Origin of the sequence: Pseudonocardia oroxyli (assembly GCF_900102195.1) — a bacterium.
Taxonomy (GTDB): domain Bacteria; phylum Actinomycetota; class Actinomycetes; order Mycobacteriales; family Pseudonocardiaceae; genus Pseudonocardia; species Pseudonocardia oroxyli.
Genome location: NZ_FNBE01000009.1, coordinates 10541 through 27563 on the forward strand (window position 1 = coordinate 10541; position 17023 = coordinate 27563).

Below are 17023 nucleotides of genomic sequence, written 5' to 3' on the forward strand. Positions count from 1 at the left end.
GCGAAGGCCTCGACGGACAGGAGCGGAACGTGAGCGACCCGGGCGACTCCGTCCGGCGCGACGACGGCGAGCACGCCGACCACGTCGACGCGGCCCGGCGCTCGGCGCTGCTCGACGGCACGATCACCGAGTTCTTCACCGGTGTGAGCCACGAGTTCCGCACCCCGCTGTCGCTGATCATGGGTCCGTTGGAGGTGCTGCTCGGCTCGTCCGATCCCGTCGTGCGGGAGGAGGCGGGCGTCGCGCAGCGCAGCGCGCAGCGGATGCTCAAGCTGGTCAACACGCTGCTGGACGTCTCGCGGCTCGAGGCGGGCCGCACGGACGCCGTGTTCGCCCCGATCGACCTCGGTGCCCTCACCGGCGAGCTCGCGGCCCTGTTCACCGCGCCGACCGAGCGGGCCGGGCTGCGCCTGGACATCGACTCACCGCCGTCGGGCCGTCCTGTGTGGGCGGACCAGGACATGTGGGAGAAGATCGTCCTGAACCTGCTGAGCAACGCCCTGAAGTTCACCTTCGAGGGCGGCCTGCGGGTGCGCACCCACCTCACCGACGAGCACTTCGTCCTGGAGGTGGCGGACACCGGCACCGGGGTCCCGGAGGCCGAGGTGCCGCGGTTGTTCGACCGCTTCCACCGGGTGCCCGCCGCCCGCGCCCGCTCGCGCGAGGGCAGCGGGATCGGGCTCGCCCTGGTGCGCAACCTGACCGAGGTGCACGGCGGCACCGTCGACGTGTCGAGTGTGGACGGTGAGGGGACCCGGTTCACGGTCCGGCTGCCGCTCGGGTTCGCCCACCTGCCCGCGGAGAACATCACGCTCGGCAAGCCGCCCACGGCGCCGCACCCGCGTCCGGAGACGTTCGAGCCGTTCGTCGCCGAGGCCCTGCGGTGGACCCCGGCGCCGGTGGAGGAACCGGGCGGGTGGGTCAGCCCGCTGCCGCCCGAGGTGCCGGGCCCGCCCAGCGGTCGGGTCCTCGTCGTCGACGACGACCCGGACATGCTCGACCACCTGCGCAAGCTGCTCAGCGCGCACTGGTCGGTGCAGGCGGTGGCGAGCGGTGCGGCCGCGCTGGAGCTGGCCAGGGTCGACCCGCCGGACCTCGTCGTGGCGGACGTGATGATGCCCGAGCCGGACGGCATCGCCCTGCTGCGTGCCCTGCGCGCGGACGCGCGCACCGCGGGGCTGCCCGTGGTGCTGTTGTCCGCGCGGGCGGGTGAGGAGGCCGCGGTCGAGGGTCTCGCGGCGGGCGCGGACGACTACCTGGTCAAGCCGTTCTCCGCGCGCGAGCTGCTGGCCCGGGTGGCCAACCACCTGCAGCTCGGCCGCGTGCGCCGGGACGCCGAGCTGCGCTTCCGGGCCATGGCGAACTCCACGCCCGCCCTGATCTGGGTGGACGACGCGGGCGGGCACCGCGTGTTCGTCAACCGCGGCTGGCTGGACTTCACCGGCGCCGACCCCGGCTCCGAGCTGGGCCTGGACTGGCGGGACCGCATCCACCCGGACGACCGGGAGCGCTACCGCTCGGTCGTCACCGCGGCGACGCGCGCGGGAGCCCCGTTCGAGGTGGAGTACCGCCTGCGCGGCGGCGACGGGCGGCACCGGTGGGTGCTGGACCGCGGCGCCCCGGTCGGCGAGGGCGACGGGCGGACCGGCGGGTACGTCGGCGGCTGCCTGGACATCGACGACCGGCACGCCGAACAGCGCCGCCACCAGCTCTACGCCGACCTCGGCGAGATCCTCGACCGCGAGGTCACCCGGGCGGACCGGTTCGCCGCGCTCGCCCGCGCCCTCGTCGACGAGGGCCTGGCGGACCTCGTGCGGGTGTTCGTCGACGACGGCCGCGGGGGCCGGTCCGGCCTCGAGGTGCACACCTGCGCGGCCGCCGACCCGGGGCGCGAGGCCGCCCTGGGGGACCTGCCCGGCCTGCCGGTCCTCGACGAGATCTCCGACGAGCCGGTCCTGCTCGACCCCACCGCGCTGGCCGCGATGCTGGCCCGGATGCCCGCCGACCAGCGCGAGACGTGGGAGCGCACCGGGGCGCACTCGGCGCTCGTGCTGCCGCTGCAGGCCCGCGGCAAGATGCTCGGCCTGCTCGGGGTCGCCCGCTGCGGCGACTCCCCGGTGCTCGACGGTCCCGATCTCGCCGTGTTCGGCGAGCTCGCCCGCCGCGCCGCCGTCGCCATCGACAACGCCCGGCTGCTGGAGCAGGAGCGGGCGGCCGCGACCCGGCTCGGGCTGCTGCACACCGCGACCGCCGAGATGTCCGCCGCGGCCACCCCCGAGGAGGTCGCCCGGATCGCCTCCAGCCACCTCGTCGCGCTGCTGGACGCGCCCACCGCCGGGGTCTGGCAGTCCGCCGGGCGCGGCCTGCGGCTGCTGTCGCTGCACGGATGGGTCGGCGACGTGCCCGAGGAGCTGGACCGGATCTCGCTGCTGGAGCCGAGCCCGGCGGACGCGGTCCGCTCCCGCCGCCCGCTCTGGGCGGAGTCGACCATGCAGCTCGCCGCCGAGCACCCCCGGACCGTCGAGTGGATGGGCCGCTTCGGGCTGCGCGCGGCCTGCTGGCTCCCGCTCGTGGCGGGCACCCGGGACCTGGGCATGGTCGCGGTCGGGTTCACCGAGCCGCGGGTGTTCACCGCGAGCGACCGCGAGGCCGCGCTCGCCGTGGCCGAGCTCGCCGCGCAGGCCCTGGACCGCTCGCTGCTGCTGGTCGCCGAGACGGAGGGCAGGCGGCTCGCGGAGCGGCTGGGGGCGGTCGCCACGGCGCTGTCGCGCGCGACCGACATCGAGTCCGTCGCCGACGTGATCCTCGCGCACGGGCGGTCCGCGATCGGCGCGGACGCCGTGGTCGTCCTGCTGGCGGACGACGAGCGCGCCCTGCACGTGCTCGCGGCCGAGGGCTGGGAGACGACGGGGTTCGGGCCCGTCACCGGCACCCACCCGTTGGCGCAGGTCGTGCACTCCGGCGAACCGGTCTGGGAGTCCACCGGGCTGCCCGATCCCTACCCGGCGGGCACGGCCGTGCCGCTGCTGGTGGCGGGCACGGCGATCGGTGCGGTCGGGCTCGGGTTCGCCGAGGAGCCCGCGTTCGGCCCGGACGAGCGCGGGTTCGTGCTGACGTTGGCCAGCCAGTGCGCGCAGGCGATCATGCGCGCCCGGCTGCACCAGGCCGAGCACGAGGTCGCGGTCACCCTGCAGCGCAGCCTGCTGCCGTCGGAGCTGCCCGAGATCGAGGGGCTCACGGTCGCCACCCGCTACAACCCCGGCACCGAGGGCACCGAGGCGGGCGGGGACTGGTACGACGTGCTGGACCTGCCGGACGGGCGCACCGCGCTCGTCGTCGGGGACGTCGTCGGCCGCGGCCCCGGCGCCGCGGCGGTGATGGGTCAGCTGCGCAGCGCGCTGGCCGCCAACCTGGTCAACGGCGCACCGCCCGCGACCGCGCTCGAACAGCTGGACCTGTTCGCCCGCCGGGTCGCGGGGGCGCGGGCCAGCACGGTGGCCTGCGCGATCGTCGACACCTCGACCGGGGCGCTGCGCTACGCGTGCGCCGGGCACCCGCCGCCGATGGTCGCGGGCGACCACGGGGTCCGCGCCCTCGACGGCGGCCGCGGCACCCCCCTCGGGGTCGTCGGGCGCCCGCCGTACGTCGAGGCGGACGGCCGGATCGACCCCGGCGAGACGATCCTCCTGTGCTCGGACGGGCTGTTCGAACGGCGCACCGAGGTGGTCGACGACGGGCTCGACCGGCTGGCCGCGACGTTCGGCGAGCTCGCCCACCACCGCCCGCCGGACATGGTCGACGCCCTGCTGGAGCGGATGCTCGACGCCGCGGGCGCCCCCGACGACACGGTGGTGGTCCTGGCCCGCCGGGTGCCCGAGCCGTTCACCCGGTCCATGCCCGCCGCCCCCGAGGTGCTGGCGCCCATGCGCCGCGCGATCGCGGAGTGGGCGGCCGGGTGCGGGCTGGACGTGGACGCCGTCACGGACCTGCAGCTCGCGGTCGGCGAGGCCGTCACCAACGCGGTCGAGCACGCCTACACCGGCGGGCCCGAGCCCGGCGCGGACGCGGTCGCGCTGTCGCTGGAGCTGCGGCCGGACGGCTCGGTCGCGGTCCGCGTCGCCGACCACGGGCTGTGGCGGCCGCCGCCCGCGGATCCCGGCTTCCGGGGCCGGGGGCTGGCCCTGATCCGCGAGCTCGCGGTCGACGTCGAGGTGCTGGCCGCGGACGACGGCACCGAGATCTGGTTCCGCATGCCCGCGATGCCCGTCGAGATCTCGGTGCGGGCGGGGACGGCACCGCTGCCCGGCGGCCCGGCGGACGTCCCCGCCGACGGCGCCGACAGCGCCCCGCCGCGGGTCACCCGGCTGCGCCGCTGGGCGGACGAGCACGCCGTGCGGCTGCACGTCGAGGGCGACCTGGACCTGGCGGGGGTCGCCGCGGTGCGCAGCGACCTGCTGGCCGCCCTCGAGCGCGGCGGCACGCTGATCCTCACCCTCGCCGTCGACTCCTACGTGTCCAGCGCCGGGATCGCGGTGCTGTCCGAGCTGGCCCAGCGCGCGCGGACGGCGGGCACGGACCTGTCGGTCGTCACGGCGTCCGAGAGCCCGGCCCGTCGGATCCTGGTGCTCGCGGGCCTCGACACCCTCGTGGGCAGCTCCGGCTAGACCGCGCACGCACCGGACATTTACCGGACATTGTGCGGTGCGTCCCTCCCGGCGGGAGAGGGCTGGGATTTCCGCGACGGCGTGTGTACAACGGTGGGGTGATGCCCGCCTGGAACCTCGGCCCCATCTGGGAGAGCCGTCGCGGGTACGTCTTCGACGAGTGCTGTCGCCCCGGGAACTGACTCCCGGCCCGACCCCCTCGCGAGACACTTCGGAGTACTGCCGTGCGTGCGCCCACGCCGCTGTCCCTGCACGACCTGACCGCCCTCACCCGCACCTACGCCGCCGAGGTCGCGGCGGGCCAGCACCCGGTCCAGGAGGACCCGTTGCACCGCTGGTCGCGGCGCCTCGTCGCGGACGACGTCGTGGACGTCTGGCTGATCTCGTGGACCACCGACCAGATCGCCGAGCTGCACGACCACGCCGGGTCGCTCGGTGCCCTGACCGTGGTGCGCGGCGAGCTCGTCGAGCAGCGCTGGGTGGCGGGTCGGGGCCTGCGGTCGCGGACGCTGCACAGCGGCCGCGGGGCGTCGTTCCCGCTCGGCCACGTCCACGACGTCGCGAACACCCGAGCGGAGACGGCCGTCAGCGTGCACGCCTACTCGCCGCCGCTGACGGCGATGAGCTACTACGACGTGAGCCCGGCCGGGATCCTGCGGCGCACCCGCACCGAGCTCACGAACGAGCCCGAGAAGGCACCTGAGACCCTGTCCGTGTGACCGTCGACGAGATGCTGGCCGCCGCCCGGGAGAAGCTCGACCGCGTGGACCCGGCCCAGGCCGCCGACCTGCTGCGCGCGGGCGCCCGGCTGGTCGACATCCGGCCCGGCTGGCAGCGCGTGCGGGAGGGGGACTTCGCCGACGCGGTGGTGATCGAGCGCAACCACCTCGAGTGGCGCCTCGACCCCACCTCGGCGGCCCGGATCGCGGAGGCCGACTCGCACGACGTCCAGTGGATCGTGGCGTGCTCCGAGGGCTACACCTCCAGCCTGGCCGCGGCCGCGCTGCAGGACCTCGGCCTGCACCGGGCCACCGACCTGGTGGGCGGCTTCCGGGCCTGGCAGGCCGCCGGACTGCCCGTCCGGGAGTCCGACGGGGCGCCGCCCGACTATGCGGCTGCGCCGCCCGTGCGTGGTAAGTAGTGCTCCAGCACCACTTACCACGCACGAGCGGCGATGCCGCAGGTCAGGCGAAGGCACCGATGCCGGTCACGTCCTTGCCGACGATCAGGGTCTGCATCGTCTCGGTGCCCTCGAACGTGTGGATGGCCTCGATGTCCGCCCAGTGCCGTGCGACGTGGTGTTCCAGGAGGATCCCGTTGCCGCCCAACATGTCCCGCGCCGTGGAGAGGATCCGCCGCGCGGCGCGGGTGTTGTGCATCTTGGCCAGCCCGGCCACGGTCGGGGACAGCCGCCCGGCCTCGGCGAGGCGCCCGATCTGCATGCAGTAGAGCTGCATGCCGGTGAGGTCGGCGAGCATGTGCACCAGCCGCTCCTGCACGATCTGGAAGCTCGCGAGCGGCTTGCCGAACTGGCTGCGCTCCGTCGCGTACCGCAGGGCGGCGTCGTAGCCCGCGGTGGCGTGGCCGAGCGCCATCCACGCGCAGATCCCGCGGGTCGTGGCGAGCACCCGCGCGCAGTCCGCGAAGCCGTTCGCCTCGGCGAGCCGGTTCTCCTCCAGCACCCGGACCCCGGTCAGCACGATGTCGGCCTGGTGGATCGCCCGCAGCGACACCTTGCCGCCGATCACGGTCGCCGCGTACCCCTCGGCGGGGGTCTCGACGACGAATCCCTTCACCTCGCCGTCGTCGGTGTCCCGGGCCCAGACGACGACGAGATCGGCCACCGCGCCGTTGCCGATCCAGCGTTTGCGCCCGTCGAGCACCCAGTGGTCGCCGTCTCGGCGGGCGGTCGTCTCCAGCGCGACGGAGTCCGAGCCGTGGTCCGGCTCGGTGAGCGCGAAGGCACCCAGCTTGTCCATGGTGGACATCGCGGGGAGCCAGCGCTCCCGCTGCTCCGCGCTGCCGCACATCGCGATCGACTGCATCGCCAGGCCGGCGTGCACACCGAGGAACGTGCCCAGCGACCCGTCGCCCCGGTGCAGCTCCATGTGCACCAGGCCGCAGGCCAGCGGGCTCATGCCCGCCGCGCCGTACCCGGTGATGGTCTCGCCGACGATCCCGAGCTCGGGGAGCCTGCGGACCAGGTGCCACGGCACCTCGGCCCGCTCCCAGTAGTCCCCGATGTCGGGCAGCACCTCGGTGTCGACGAACGTGCGGACGGTGGCGAAGCGGGTCCACTGCTCCTCGGTGAACTGCTCGCGCACCGAGAAGAAGTCCGTGCCCAGCGCCTCGCCGAGATGGGCGTACTCCATGGGGACAGCCTGGCAGGTCGGGCCGCGCGCCGCCCGCCCACTCAGCGGGCGTCGAGGGCCTTCTGGATCCGCTTGACGCTGACCGGGTAGCGCGTCCTCATCGGCTGCGCGTAGAGGCTCACGCGCAGCTCCTCGATCATCCAGCGGATCTCGACCAGCGCCGGGGGCGGGTCCACGCCCGGGGGGAGGGCGGCGAGCTCGGCCGCGTACTCGTCCTGGACCTCGTGGACCTGGGCGGTCCACTCGGCGTCCCGGGCGGGGTCGACGCGGAGCTTGTCGATGCGGACGGCGAGGGCCTGCAGATAGCGGGCGACGTCCGCGAGCCGGGCCGCGCCCGCCTGCTCGGCGAAGTGCGGACCGGTCAGCTCCTGCAGCTGGGCGCGGATGTCCGCGGGCGGGTTCCGCAGCTCGGCCAGCGCCGCCTGCACGGGGTGCCAGCGCTCCAGGACCGCGCGGACGGCCTGCAGGACCTGCATCGTGGCGCTGCCGAGGTGCTGGGCGAAGACCCCCGAGAGCGTGGCGAAACCCGCTGCGTCCCAACAGGGTCCGCCCGCGCGGGCGATGAGGTGGTCGGCTGCGCACAGCACGCAGTCCGCGATCAGCGCGTCGAGGCCGCCCTGGGGGTTGCGGGCGATCGTGAGCCGGGCCCGGGGGTCGAGGCCCCGCTGCACCTGCTTGGCCGGGCTGGGGGTGGCGAGCAGCAGCAGCCTGCGGACGCCGCGGCGGTGCGCGGAGTCCCGCTCGGCCTCGGTGGCGAACACGCGCACGTCCACCGAGTCGCCGCGGTCGACCAGGCCCGGGTAGCCGGTCACGACGTGGCGGCCGCGGCGGATGGCGTGCTCCCGGGGCAGGTCGCCGAGGTCCCAGGTGGTCAGCCCGGTGCGTTCGATGTCCCGCCCCGCGGCGGCGATCTCCTCGCGCACCTTGGGCGCGAGCTGCTCGCGCAGCGCCTCCAGGTCGGTGCCGCGGGCGACCTCGCGACCCTTCTCGTCGAGGACACGGAAGGTCACGGTGAGGTGGTCCGGGAGCCGGGCGAGCTCCCAGTCGTCCCGGTGGATGACGACGTTCCGCATCCGGCCGAGCTCGCGCTCCAGCCCGTCGAGCAGGGGCTCGTCCTGGTCGCGCAAGCGGGACAGCACCGCGCGGGCGTGGTCCGGGGCGGGGGAGAAGTTGCGGCGCAGGGACTTGGGCAGCGTCTTGATCAGAGCGGTGACCAGCTCCTCGCGCAGCCCGGGGACCTGCCAGGTGAACGGCGTCGGGTCGACCTGGTGCAGCGCGGCGACCGGGACGTCGACGGTCACGCCGTCCGTGTGGTGTCCCGGTTCGAACGCGTACGACAGCGGCAGCGACAGCCCGCCCGCGGCGACGTGGTCCGGGTAGGCGGCGCGGTCGATGCCGCGGGCCGCCTCGGTCTCCAGCATCTCCGCGGTGAAGTCCAGCAGGTTCTTGTCCGGCTCCTTCCGCCACCAGGAGTCGAAGTGCCGCCCGGACACCACCGAGGCGGGGATCCGCTTGTCGTAGAAGGCGAACAGCGTGTCCTCGTCCACGACCAGGTCCCGACGCCGGGCGCGGTGCTCCAGCTCCTCGGCGTCCTCGAGCAGCGCGCGGTTGGCGCGGAAGAAGCGGTGCCGCGTCTCCCAGTCGCCCTCGACGAGCGCGTGCCGGAGGAACAGGTCGCGGGAGACCTCGGGGTCGACCCGGGCGAAGTCCACGGTGCGGTCCGCCACCACGGGGATGCCGTACAGCGTGACCCGCTCGGTGGCCACGGCGCTCGCCCGCTTGCGCGACCAGCGCGGCTCCGAATACGTCCGCTTGACGAGATGTCCGGCGAGCGGCTCGATCCACTCCGGCTTGATCGACGCGACGGTGCGCGCCCAGAGCCGCGAGGTCTCGACGAGCTCGGCGGCCATCACCCAGTGCGGCGGCTTGCGCGCCAGCGCCGAGCCCGGCCAGATCGCGAACCTCGCGTTGCGGGCGCCCAGGTACTCGCGGGCGCCGCGCTTGTCCCCCTTCTTCTCGGTGCGCTCCTCCAGCAGCCCGACCTGCGAGAGCAGCCCGGACAGCAGCGCCTGGTGGATCCGGTCGGGATCGGCGGGGGCGTCGTTCGCGGTCATCCCCGCGGAGCGGGCGGCCTGGCGGAGCTGGCCGTGCAGGTCCCACCACTCGCGGATCCGCAGGTAGTGCAGGAACTCCTCGCGCAGTGTGCGCCGGAACCGGCTCCCGCTCAGCTCGGCCCGGCGCTCGGCCAGGTAGTCCCAGAGGGCGGTGTAGGCCAGGAAGTCCGAGCCCGCGGCGGTGAAGCGCCGGTGCTGCTCGTCCGCGGCCTGGCGCTGCTCGGTGGGCCGCTCGCGCGGGTCCTGCACGCTCAGCGCCGCGGCGATCACGAGGACCTCGCGCAGGCACCCGGTCTTGTTCGCCTCCACCAGCATCCGGCCCAGGCGGGGGTCGACGGGCAGCCGCGAGAGGGCCTGGCCCACCGCCGTCAGCCTGCCGTGGTCGACGGCGCCCAGCTCGTGGAGCAGGGCGAGGCCGTCCGCGACGTCCCGCCGGTCCGGCGGCTCGACGAACGGGAACGCGGAGATCTCGCCGAGGTCCAGCGCGATCATCTGCAGGACGACCGAGGCGAGGTTGGTGCGCAGGATCTCCGGGTCGGTGAACTCCGGGCGGGCGTCGAAGTCGTCCTCGGCGTAGAGCCGGATGCAGATGCCGTCGCTCGTCCGGCCGCACCGGCCCGCGCGCTGGTTCGCCGACGCCTGGGAGATCTTCTCGATGGGCAGCCGCTGCACCTTGAGCCTGCGCGAGTACCGCGAGATGCGCGCCGTGCCGGTGTCGATCACGTACCGGATGCCGGGCACGGTCAGGGACGTCTCGGCGACGTTGGTGGACAACACGATCCGGTTGCCCGGGTGCGGGCTGAAGACCCGCTGCTGCTCGGCGGTGGTCAGGCGCGCGTACAGCGGGAGGATCTCGGTGTTGCGGAAGTCCCTGCGCTGCAAGGCTTCCGCGGTGTCCCGGATCTCGCGTTCGCCGGGTAGGAAGACCAGGATGTCGCCGGGGCCCTCGCGCTGCAGCTCCGCCACGGCGTCGGCGATCGCGTCGGTCTCCTCGCGGTCCGGGTCGGCGTCCGCGTCGTCCGGGTCCACGACGGGCCGGTAGCGCACCTCGACGGGGTACGACCGCCCGCTGACCTCGACGATCGGGGCGTTCCCGAAGTGCCGGGAGAAGCGCTCCGGGTCGATGGTCGCGCTGGTGATGATGACCTTGAGGTCCGGGCGGCGCGGCAGGAGCTGCGTGAGGTAGCCCAGGATGAAGTCGATGTTGAGGCTGCGCTCGTGGGCCTCGTCGATGATCAGCGTGTCGTACTGCAGCAGGTCCCGGTCGCCGGTCAGCTCGGCGAGCAGGATGCCGTCCGTCATCAGCTTGACCATGGTGCGGTCGCCGACCTGGTCGGTGAAGCGCACCTTCCAGCCGACGACGTCGCCGAGCTCGGTGTGCAGCTCGTCCGCGATCCGGGTGGCGACGGTGCGCGCCGCGAGCCTGCGCGGCTGGGTGTGCCCGATGATCCCGTCGACGCCGCGGCCCAGCTCCAGGCAGATCTTCGGCAGCTGGGTGGTCTTGCCGGAGCCCGTCTCGCCGGCGACGATCACGACCTGGTGGTCCCGGATCGCGGCGGCGATGTCGTCCTTGCGCTGGGAGACCGGGAGCTGCTCGGGGTAGCTGATCCGGGGGACGGCGGCGCGACGGCGCTCGCGGCGGTGCTCGGCTGCGGCGATCGCGTCGGCTACGGCCTGCTGGGCGCGGCCGTCTGCGGAGCGGCGGGCGCCGTGCAGGCGCCTGCGCAGGCGCTCGGCGTCCGTGCTGCGCAGCTCCGCGACCCGCTGCTCGAGGTCGGCGAGCACGTCGTCCGGCAGGGCGGGGAGCGCGGGCTCGGTCCGGCGGCGGGGCGCGCCGTCGGTCGGGGAGGACGTGCTGGTGGGGCCGGGCGCGTTGCCCCGCTGTGCGGGTGCGCTCCGGCCCCGGGAGCCGCGCCGGCGGGGTCGTCGGCCGCGGCTCCCGTCGCCGCTCGCGGCGCTGCCGGTGGGTTCGGCTGCGGCCTGCGAGGCGGCGGGTCCGGTCGCTGTGGTGGGAGCACCGGACTGGGCGGGGGAGTCCGCGCGGGAGCCGGGGTCTCCGGCGCGCACGTCGTCCCCGGTGGATCGGGAGGAGGTCATCGTGAGGTCAAGTCTGCCAAGTCGGGGCGAGGGAGGTGCCCGGCGGGCCTTCTCTGCAACGGGACGGCTGCCGGAGTTGTTCCCGTGGGCCCCGAGCCCGCCGAGAGGAACCCGAGGGCGATTCCGACCCGTGCGGAATCGCCCTCAGGTTCCTCTCGGCAGCATCTTCTGGAAGGCGGACCAGGCCTGGTCCAGGGCGGCCTCCCGGTCCGGGGCCGCGGCGATCCACAGGGCGGCCTCGTTCAGGGCGCCGTTGAGCAGGGGGGTGAAGGCCGGGGCGAGTCCCGCGGCGGCGACGCCCTCGGCCAGGAGCCGGGTGCCTGCGGCGTCGTGCGCCCGCCAGACGGCCCACCCCAGGACGGCGGGGGCGTCGACGAGCAGGATCCGGCGGACCTCCGGGGCCACGGCGGCGGCGAGGAACGCCCGGCAGCCCCGTTCGAGCTGCTCGCGGGCGTCTCCGGTCGCCGCGGCGGCGATGGCCTCGGCCACCTCGCGCTGCACCTCGGCCAGCACGGCCTCGAACAGTGCCTGCTTGCTGCGGTAGTGGTGGTAGACCGCGCCCCGGGTCACGCCCGCCGCGGCGGCGACCTCCTCCAGTCCGACGTCGGCGTAGCCGCGGGCCACGAACAGCTCGCGCGCGGTGGCCAGCACCCGGGCGGCGGTGGCCTCCGCCTCCGCCTTCGTCGCACGTGCCACGCTGCCCCTTCCTTTTACGTACAGGATGCATGTATAACATACGTACAGTCTGAATGTATGGAGGTGGGCAGTGGCCCCGACCAGCGTGTACCCGGTCCTGATGAGCGCGGACGTGCCCGCGGCGGCCCGGTTCTACCGGGACCGGTTCGGCTTCGAGACGACGTTCGAGGCGGACTGGTACGTCAGCCTGCGGAACGGGACGTGGGAGCTCGCGATCCTCGATCCCGCGCACGAGACGGTCCCCACCGGCTACGGGCGGCCCGTCGGGGGGATGCTGCTGAACCTGGAGGTCGAGGACGTGGACGCGGAGTACGCGCGCCTGCAGGACCTGGAGATCGTGTTGCCCCTCCGGTCCGAGGAGTTCGGCCAGCGGCACTTCATCGTCGCGGCACCCGACGGGGTGCTCGTCGACGTGATCACGCCGATCCCGGTCACCGGCGCGTTCGCCGGGAAGTAGGTGTCCGAGCCGAGCGCAGGTCGCCTCGCGGCGAGTGGCACACCGCGGCTCCAGCCTGACGGTATTCCGCGGCGGCGGTTATCTATTGCGGCCCGGGGACACTGCATCGCCCGGCTCGGACAGGTGGTTCAACGGGTGACCCCCGGGAGATGTTCCCGAGGCCCGGTTCCGTGTGCTGCGTCACGATCGCAGCGCGGTGACCAGCCCGTCGTTGTAGGGGGTCCAGGCCTGCACGGCCCACTCGCCGAACGTGCGGTCGGTCAGCACCACGGCCGCCGCGCCCAGCTCCGGGTCCACCCAGAGGAACGTCCCGGCCTGGCCGAAGTGGCCGAACGTGCGCGGCGAGTGCGTGGTGCCGGTCCAGTGGGGCGACTTGCCGTCCCGGATCTCGAAGCCCGCACCCCAGTCGTTGGGCCGCTGGGAGCCGTAGCCGGGGAGCACGCCGTCGAGCCCGGGGAAGACGACGGAGGTGGCCGCGGCGAGGGTCTCCGGGACGACGAGGGTCGGCTCGAGCAGCTCGGCGGCGAACCGGGCGAGGTCGGTGGCGGTGGAGTACGCGGCGTGCCCGGCGGGCCCCCGCAGCTCGGTCGCGGTCATGCCCAGCGGCGTGCAGACGGCCTCGGCCAGATACTCCGGGAACGGGATCCCGCTGGCCTTCTCCACCGTCTCGCCGAGCACGGCGAACCCGGTGTTGGAGTAGATCCGGCGCGTGCCGGGCTTGGCCTGGACCTGCATCGAGTCGAACGCCAGGCCCGAGGTGTGCGCGGCGAGGTGCCGGACCGTCGCGCCCTCCGGGCCGGCCGGGTCGTCCCACTCGACGGCGCCCTCCTCGACGGCGACGAGCAGGGCGTAGGCGGACAGCAGCTTGGTCACCGAGGCCAGCCGGAACTCCCGGTCCAGGTCCCCGGCCGTCGCGACGACCGCACCGCCCCGGACGACGGCCGCCGCCACGTGGTCGACGGGCCAGTCCAGCAGTGCTCGGGTCGCGCGGGGGAGATCCATGGACCCATCCTCATCCGAAGAAGGTCGGGACGTCGACCGGGCCTCCCTTCGCGGCGAACTCCTCGTGGACGGCGGCGCGCAGGGCGTCGTCCACCAGGTAGTCGAGGGCGGTCAGGGCGAGGCCGTCGGCCCCGTCCCGGACCCCGCGATCACCCGTCCCGCTCCCCGCCGCCGCGGCGAACCCGACGGTGTGCAGCGCGGCGGTCGGGCCGGCGATGGCGAGCATCGGGTGGATCGCGGGCATCCGGTAGGAGAGGTTGCCCAGGTCGGTGGATCCGGTGAGGAACTCGGGGACGACGCCGGGTGCCAGCGGTGTCCGCCCGCGTTCGACCTGACGGGCGGCCCACCGCCCGGCCAGCGCCGCGTTCTGCCGGATCGGCAGGTACGGGGGCTTGTCGTCCCAGGTCACGTCCACGGTGCAGCCGTGCATCCGGGCGGCGCCGTACGCGATCTCCGCCACGCGGTGGGCGAGGTCGCGCAGGGTCTCGGGCTCCATGGAGCGGACGTAGAACAGCAGCGCGGCCCGGTCGGGGACGACGTTGGGGCGCGCGCCACCGTCGGTGAACGTGCCGTGCAGCCGGTCGCTCGGGGGCAGGTGCTGGCGCAGCGCGGCGACGGCGGTGTAGGCGGCGACGGCGGCGTCGAGCGCGTTGCGGCCCATGAACGGCTGGGCCGAGGCGTGCGCGGCCACCCCGTGGAACACCATCTCGACCTGGCGGCGGCCCAGGAACGGGTGCATCGCGACGTCGTGGCTGAAGGGGTGCAGCATCACGACGGCGTCGACGTCGTCGAACAGGCCCGCGCGGGCCATCGTCTCCTTGCCCCCGCCGCCCTCCTCGGCGGGCGTGCCGAACAGCGTGACCCGGCCGGGCGCCCGGCCCGCGAGGCCGAGGAAGGCGCCGACGGCGGTCGCGCAGATGACGTTGTGGCCGCAGCCGTGGCCGATGCCGGGGAGGGCGTCGTACTCGGCGAGGATCCCGATGTGCGGGCCGTCGTCCGAACCGGTGGTGCAGCGCAGGTCGGTGGGCAGGGCGGTGCCGATCTCGGCGGTGTGCCCGTGGCGGGCGAGCAGGTCCGCGACGGCCCGCACCGAGCGGTGCTCCGCGAAGCCCGTCTCGGGGTGGGCGTGCAGGTCCCGGCTCAGCGCGACGAGCTCGTCCCCCAGCGCGTCGACCGCCGCCCGCACCGGTGCGCACAGCTCGGCCGGTGCCCCGGTGAACGCGCTGGTCAGCGGCTCGGCGCGGGCGACGGCCGCCTCGGTGGCGGCGACGAGGGAGCGCAGGTACGACTCGTCGGGCTGGGCGGGACCGGTCATGGGGCGCAGGGTAGCGCCGCGAGCCCCGGGTTCCGTGCCCGCGAGTCCTCGCGGCTCAGTCCGAGGAGGACGAGGAACCGGAGTCGGAGGAGGACGAGCCGGTGTCGAACGAGCAGCCGGCGCCGTCGGCGGACCACGAGTCCGCGGAACCGCAGGCCCCGCCGTCCGACCACGTGCTCTGGCCCGTCCAGTCCGGGTAGGAGTCCGTGCTGCTGCTCGACCACCGATGGGGCTCCGACCCCGCCGCCGACCCCGCCGCCCGGTACGGCCCGGCGGGGATCCGCAGCTGCGACACCGCCCGCCTCGTGCGCGTCATGATCGTCAGCACGACCAGCGCGATGATGCTCCCGGCCACCACCGGCACGGCGAAGAACACCGCGGGCCAGCCCAGGACCAGCGACAACAGGACGATCACGGCCGCGTCCGAGGCCACGACCAGCGGCACGATCCACCGAGGCATCACGGGACCTCCCTCTCTCGCCCCGTACACGAACGAGCGGGTCGGCGCGTCACAGGTCGTGAGTGGGCCGGGGGACGGCAGCGGCGGAGCCGCGGGGTGGGTGAGCGCAGTGGTGCCCGGGCACTACTTGCCGCGCACGGGCGCGAAGCGCGTGTCCTCGATGCCCAGGGCGCGCATCTTGCGGTAGAGGGTGGAGCGGGCGATACCGAGGCGTTCGGCGGCGGCGAGCTTGTTGCCCCGCACGTCCCGCAGGGCTTCGAGGATCGTCTCGCGTTCGGTGCGGCGCAGCGTCGGCAGCGACGGCGAGGCGGCGCGCCGGTGCTCGGCGGGCAGGTGGGCGAGCCCGATGTCCCCGCCCATCGCCCGCAGCCGGGCCGACGCCAGGACGGCGCCCAGCTCGCGGACGTTGCCCGGCCAGCCGTACGCCTGCAGCGCCTGCAGGGCCGCCGGCTGCAGGCGCGGCGCGGGGGAGGGCGTGCGGAGCAGGGCCGCCGCCACGTCGGGGAGGTCCTCGGGGCGCTGCCGCAGCGGTGGCAGCTCGATCCGCGCGCCGAAGTGGTCGAACAGGCGGGCGGCGGGGTCGCTCGCGGTCGCGACCACGCGCGAGGTCCCCAGCAGCGCGGCCACGACCGGGGCCAGGTCCGCAGGCAGCGCGTCCAGATGTCGCAGGATCACCGGCCCGCGCCGCAGCGCGTCCTGCAGCTCGGCGGTCCAGGCCGGCGAGACCGCCGCCAACGCCGCGTCGAACACGGTGGCGCCCGGCAGGATCCGCGCGGCGACCCGGGTCTTGCCGGTCCCCGGCTCGCCGGTGACCAGGACGTCGAGCCCGGAACGGGTGGCGGCGCCGACCTCGGCGAGGGCCCGGCGCCAGGCCGCGCTGCGCCCGGGCAGCTCGGGGTCGGAGGTGGCGGGCCTGCGGTGCGGGGAACCGGCGCGGTCCCCGCGCAGCTCGATCAGCACACCCGCGTCGGGGACCATCCGGGCGCGCGCCGAGACGACCGCGCCGCCGTGCAGCCGGACGTCCCCCGCGCACTCGCCCCGCCGCGTCATCGCGTCCGACGCCCACTCCCACAGCAGGGCGTGGTCGCTCGGGTCGAGCAGCGTGGCGGCCGCGGTGGTGGTGATCAGGAAGTCCTGGTTGAGCGTGACCACCAAGGCGGACGTGCGGCGGGAGGCCTTCAGGAACTCCTCCAGGAGCATCCGCTCGCGCAACGACGACTCCGCGTACATCCGCGACTCGATCTCCCGCGCCGCGGAGAGCATGAGCGGGGTCATCAGGTCGTTGGTGTCGTCGTAGCGGCAGCAGACGTCGAGCACGCCCATCAGCCTGCGGTGCACGGGGTGGCGCAGCGGCGTCCCGACGCAGGTGAAGCCCTGCAGGTTGTCCCGGTAGTGCTCGGCGCCCGCGATCCGCACCGGACCGGACGCCTCCAGCACGCTGCCGATGCCGTTGGTGCCGATGTGCTCCTCGCCGAACTGGGAGCCGGGCACGCACAGCACCGTGTCCAGATGGCGGGAGAGGGTGCGGCCGTCCGCGCGGCGGTCCAGGATGCGGGCGTCCGCGTCGGCGAGGATCACCGCGGTCCCGCCGGTCAGCTGGTCGGCGAGCCAGTCCAGGACGGGTGTGGCGGCGGCCGTCAGCAGCCGGTTGGCCCCGTCGAGCAGCGGCGCGTAGGGCACGCTGTCGTCGCTCGGGGCGACCCGGGACAGTCGGCTGCGACGCCAGGACGAGGCGATCTCCGGGCGCAGCCGCGCGTCCGGGCGGTCCCCGGACAGGAACCCCTCCCGGGCGGCCCGGACCAGGCGTTCCCGCTCGTCGACGGTCATGGGCACCTCCGCGTCGTTG

At 74.8% G+C, this 17023-nt stretch carries 11 protein-coding genes; 4 read left to right on the forward strand and 7 right to left on the reverse strand.

The window, feature by feature from the left end; translation table 11 throughout:
* Positions 1–29 precede the first annotated feature (29 nt).
* The 3 genes from BLS43_RS14720 (at position 30) to BLS43_RS14730 (ending at position 5805) form a co-directional block, all read left to right on the forward strand.
* Entirely contained in the window at positions 30–4664 is a 4635-nt protein-coding gene (locus BLS43_RS14720; protein WP_093084378.1) for a SpoIIE family protein phosphatase, read from the forward strand.
* Between the two features lie 224 nt (positions 4665–4888).
* On the forward strand, positions 4889–5383 hold the full coding sequence (locus tag BLS43_RS14725) for a cysteine dioxygenase (protein ID WP_245707506.1): 495 nt from the start codon (positions 4889–4891) through the stop codon (positions 5381–5383).
* Positions 5384–5394: 11 nt separating this feature from the next.
* Positions 5395–5805 (forward strand): rhodanese-like domain-containing protein, encoded by a 411-nt coding sequence (locus tag BLS43_RS14730; protein ID WP_093085000.1) that lies wholly within the window; start codon positions 5395–5397, stop codon positions 5803–5805.
* Positions 5806–5848: 43 nt separating this feature from the next.
* Here the strand turns inward: BLS43_RS14730 and BLS43_RS14735 are convergent, their stop codons facing one another.
* From BLS43_RS14735 to BLS43_RS14745, 3 genes are all read right to left on the reverse strand, one after another.
* Positions 5849–7036, reverse strand: coding sequence for an acyl-CoA dehydrogenase family protein (locus tag BLS43_RS14735; RefSeq protein ID WP_093084381.1), 1188 nt, complete (start codon positions 7034–7036; stop codon positions 5849–5851).
* Positions 7037–7077: 41 nt separating this feature from the next.
* Complete coding sequence (gene hrpA / locus BLS43_RS14740) at positions 7078–11247, reverse strand: ATP-dependent RNA helicase HrpA (RefSeq protein ID WP_093084383.1); 4170 nt, start codon at positions 11245–11247, stop codon at positions 7078–7080.
* Between the two features lie 144 nt (positions 11248–11391).
* The gene (locus BLS43_RS14745; protein ID WP_093084386.1) at positions 11392–11943 is read right to left on the reverse strand and encodes a TetR/AcrR family transcriptional regulator; all 552 of its coding nucleotides are present in this window, start codon (positions 11941–11943) and stop codon (positions 11392–11394) included.
* Positions 11944–12013: 70 nt separating this feature from the next.
* On the opposite strand from BLS43_RS14745, the gene BLS43_RS14750 reads away from it, so the two are divergent.
* Entirely contained in the window at positions 12014–12400 is a 387-nt protein-coding gene (locus tag BLS43_RS14750; RefSeq protein WP_093084388.1) for a VOC family protein, read from the forward strand.
* 180 nt (positions 12401–12580) lie between these two features.
* On the opposite strand, the gene BLS43_RS14755 is transcribed toward BLS43_RS14750, so the two are convergent.
* The 4 genes from BLS43_RS14755 to BLS43_RS14770 form a co-directional block, all read right to left on the reverse strand.
* Entirely contained in the window at positions 12581–13402 is an 822-nt protein-coding gene (locus tag BLS43_RS14755) for a serine hydrolase domain-containing protein (RefSeq protein ID WP_093084390.1), read from the reverse strand.
* Positions 13403–13412: 10 nt separating this feature from the next.
* Positions 13413–14717, reverse strand: a complete 1305-nt coding sequence (locus BLS43_RS14760) for an amidohydrolase (protein ID WP_093084394.1) — start codon at positions 14715–14717, stop codon at positions 13413–13415.
* 55 nt (positions 14718–14772) lie between these two features.
* Positions 14773–15177 carry an A24 family peptidase gene (locus BLS43_RS14765; protein ID WP_093084397.1) on the reverse strand — a complete coding sequence of 135 codons (405 nt, stop codon included), beginning with the start codon at positions 15175–15177 and terminating at the stop codon, positions 14773–14775.
* Between the two features lie 123 nt (positions 15178–15300).
* Positions 15301–17004, reverse strand: coding sequence for a sigma-54-dependent Fis family transcriptional regulator (locus tag BLS43_RS14770; RefSeq protein ID WP_093084400.1), 1704 nt, complete (start codon positions 17002–17004; stop codon positions 15301–15303).
* Between the last annotated feature and the right edge of the window lie 19 nt (positions 17005–17023).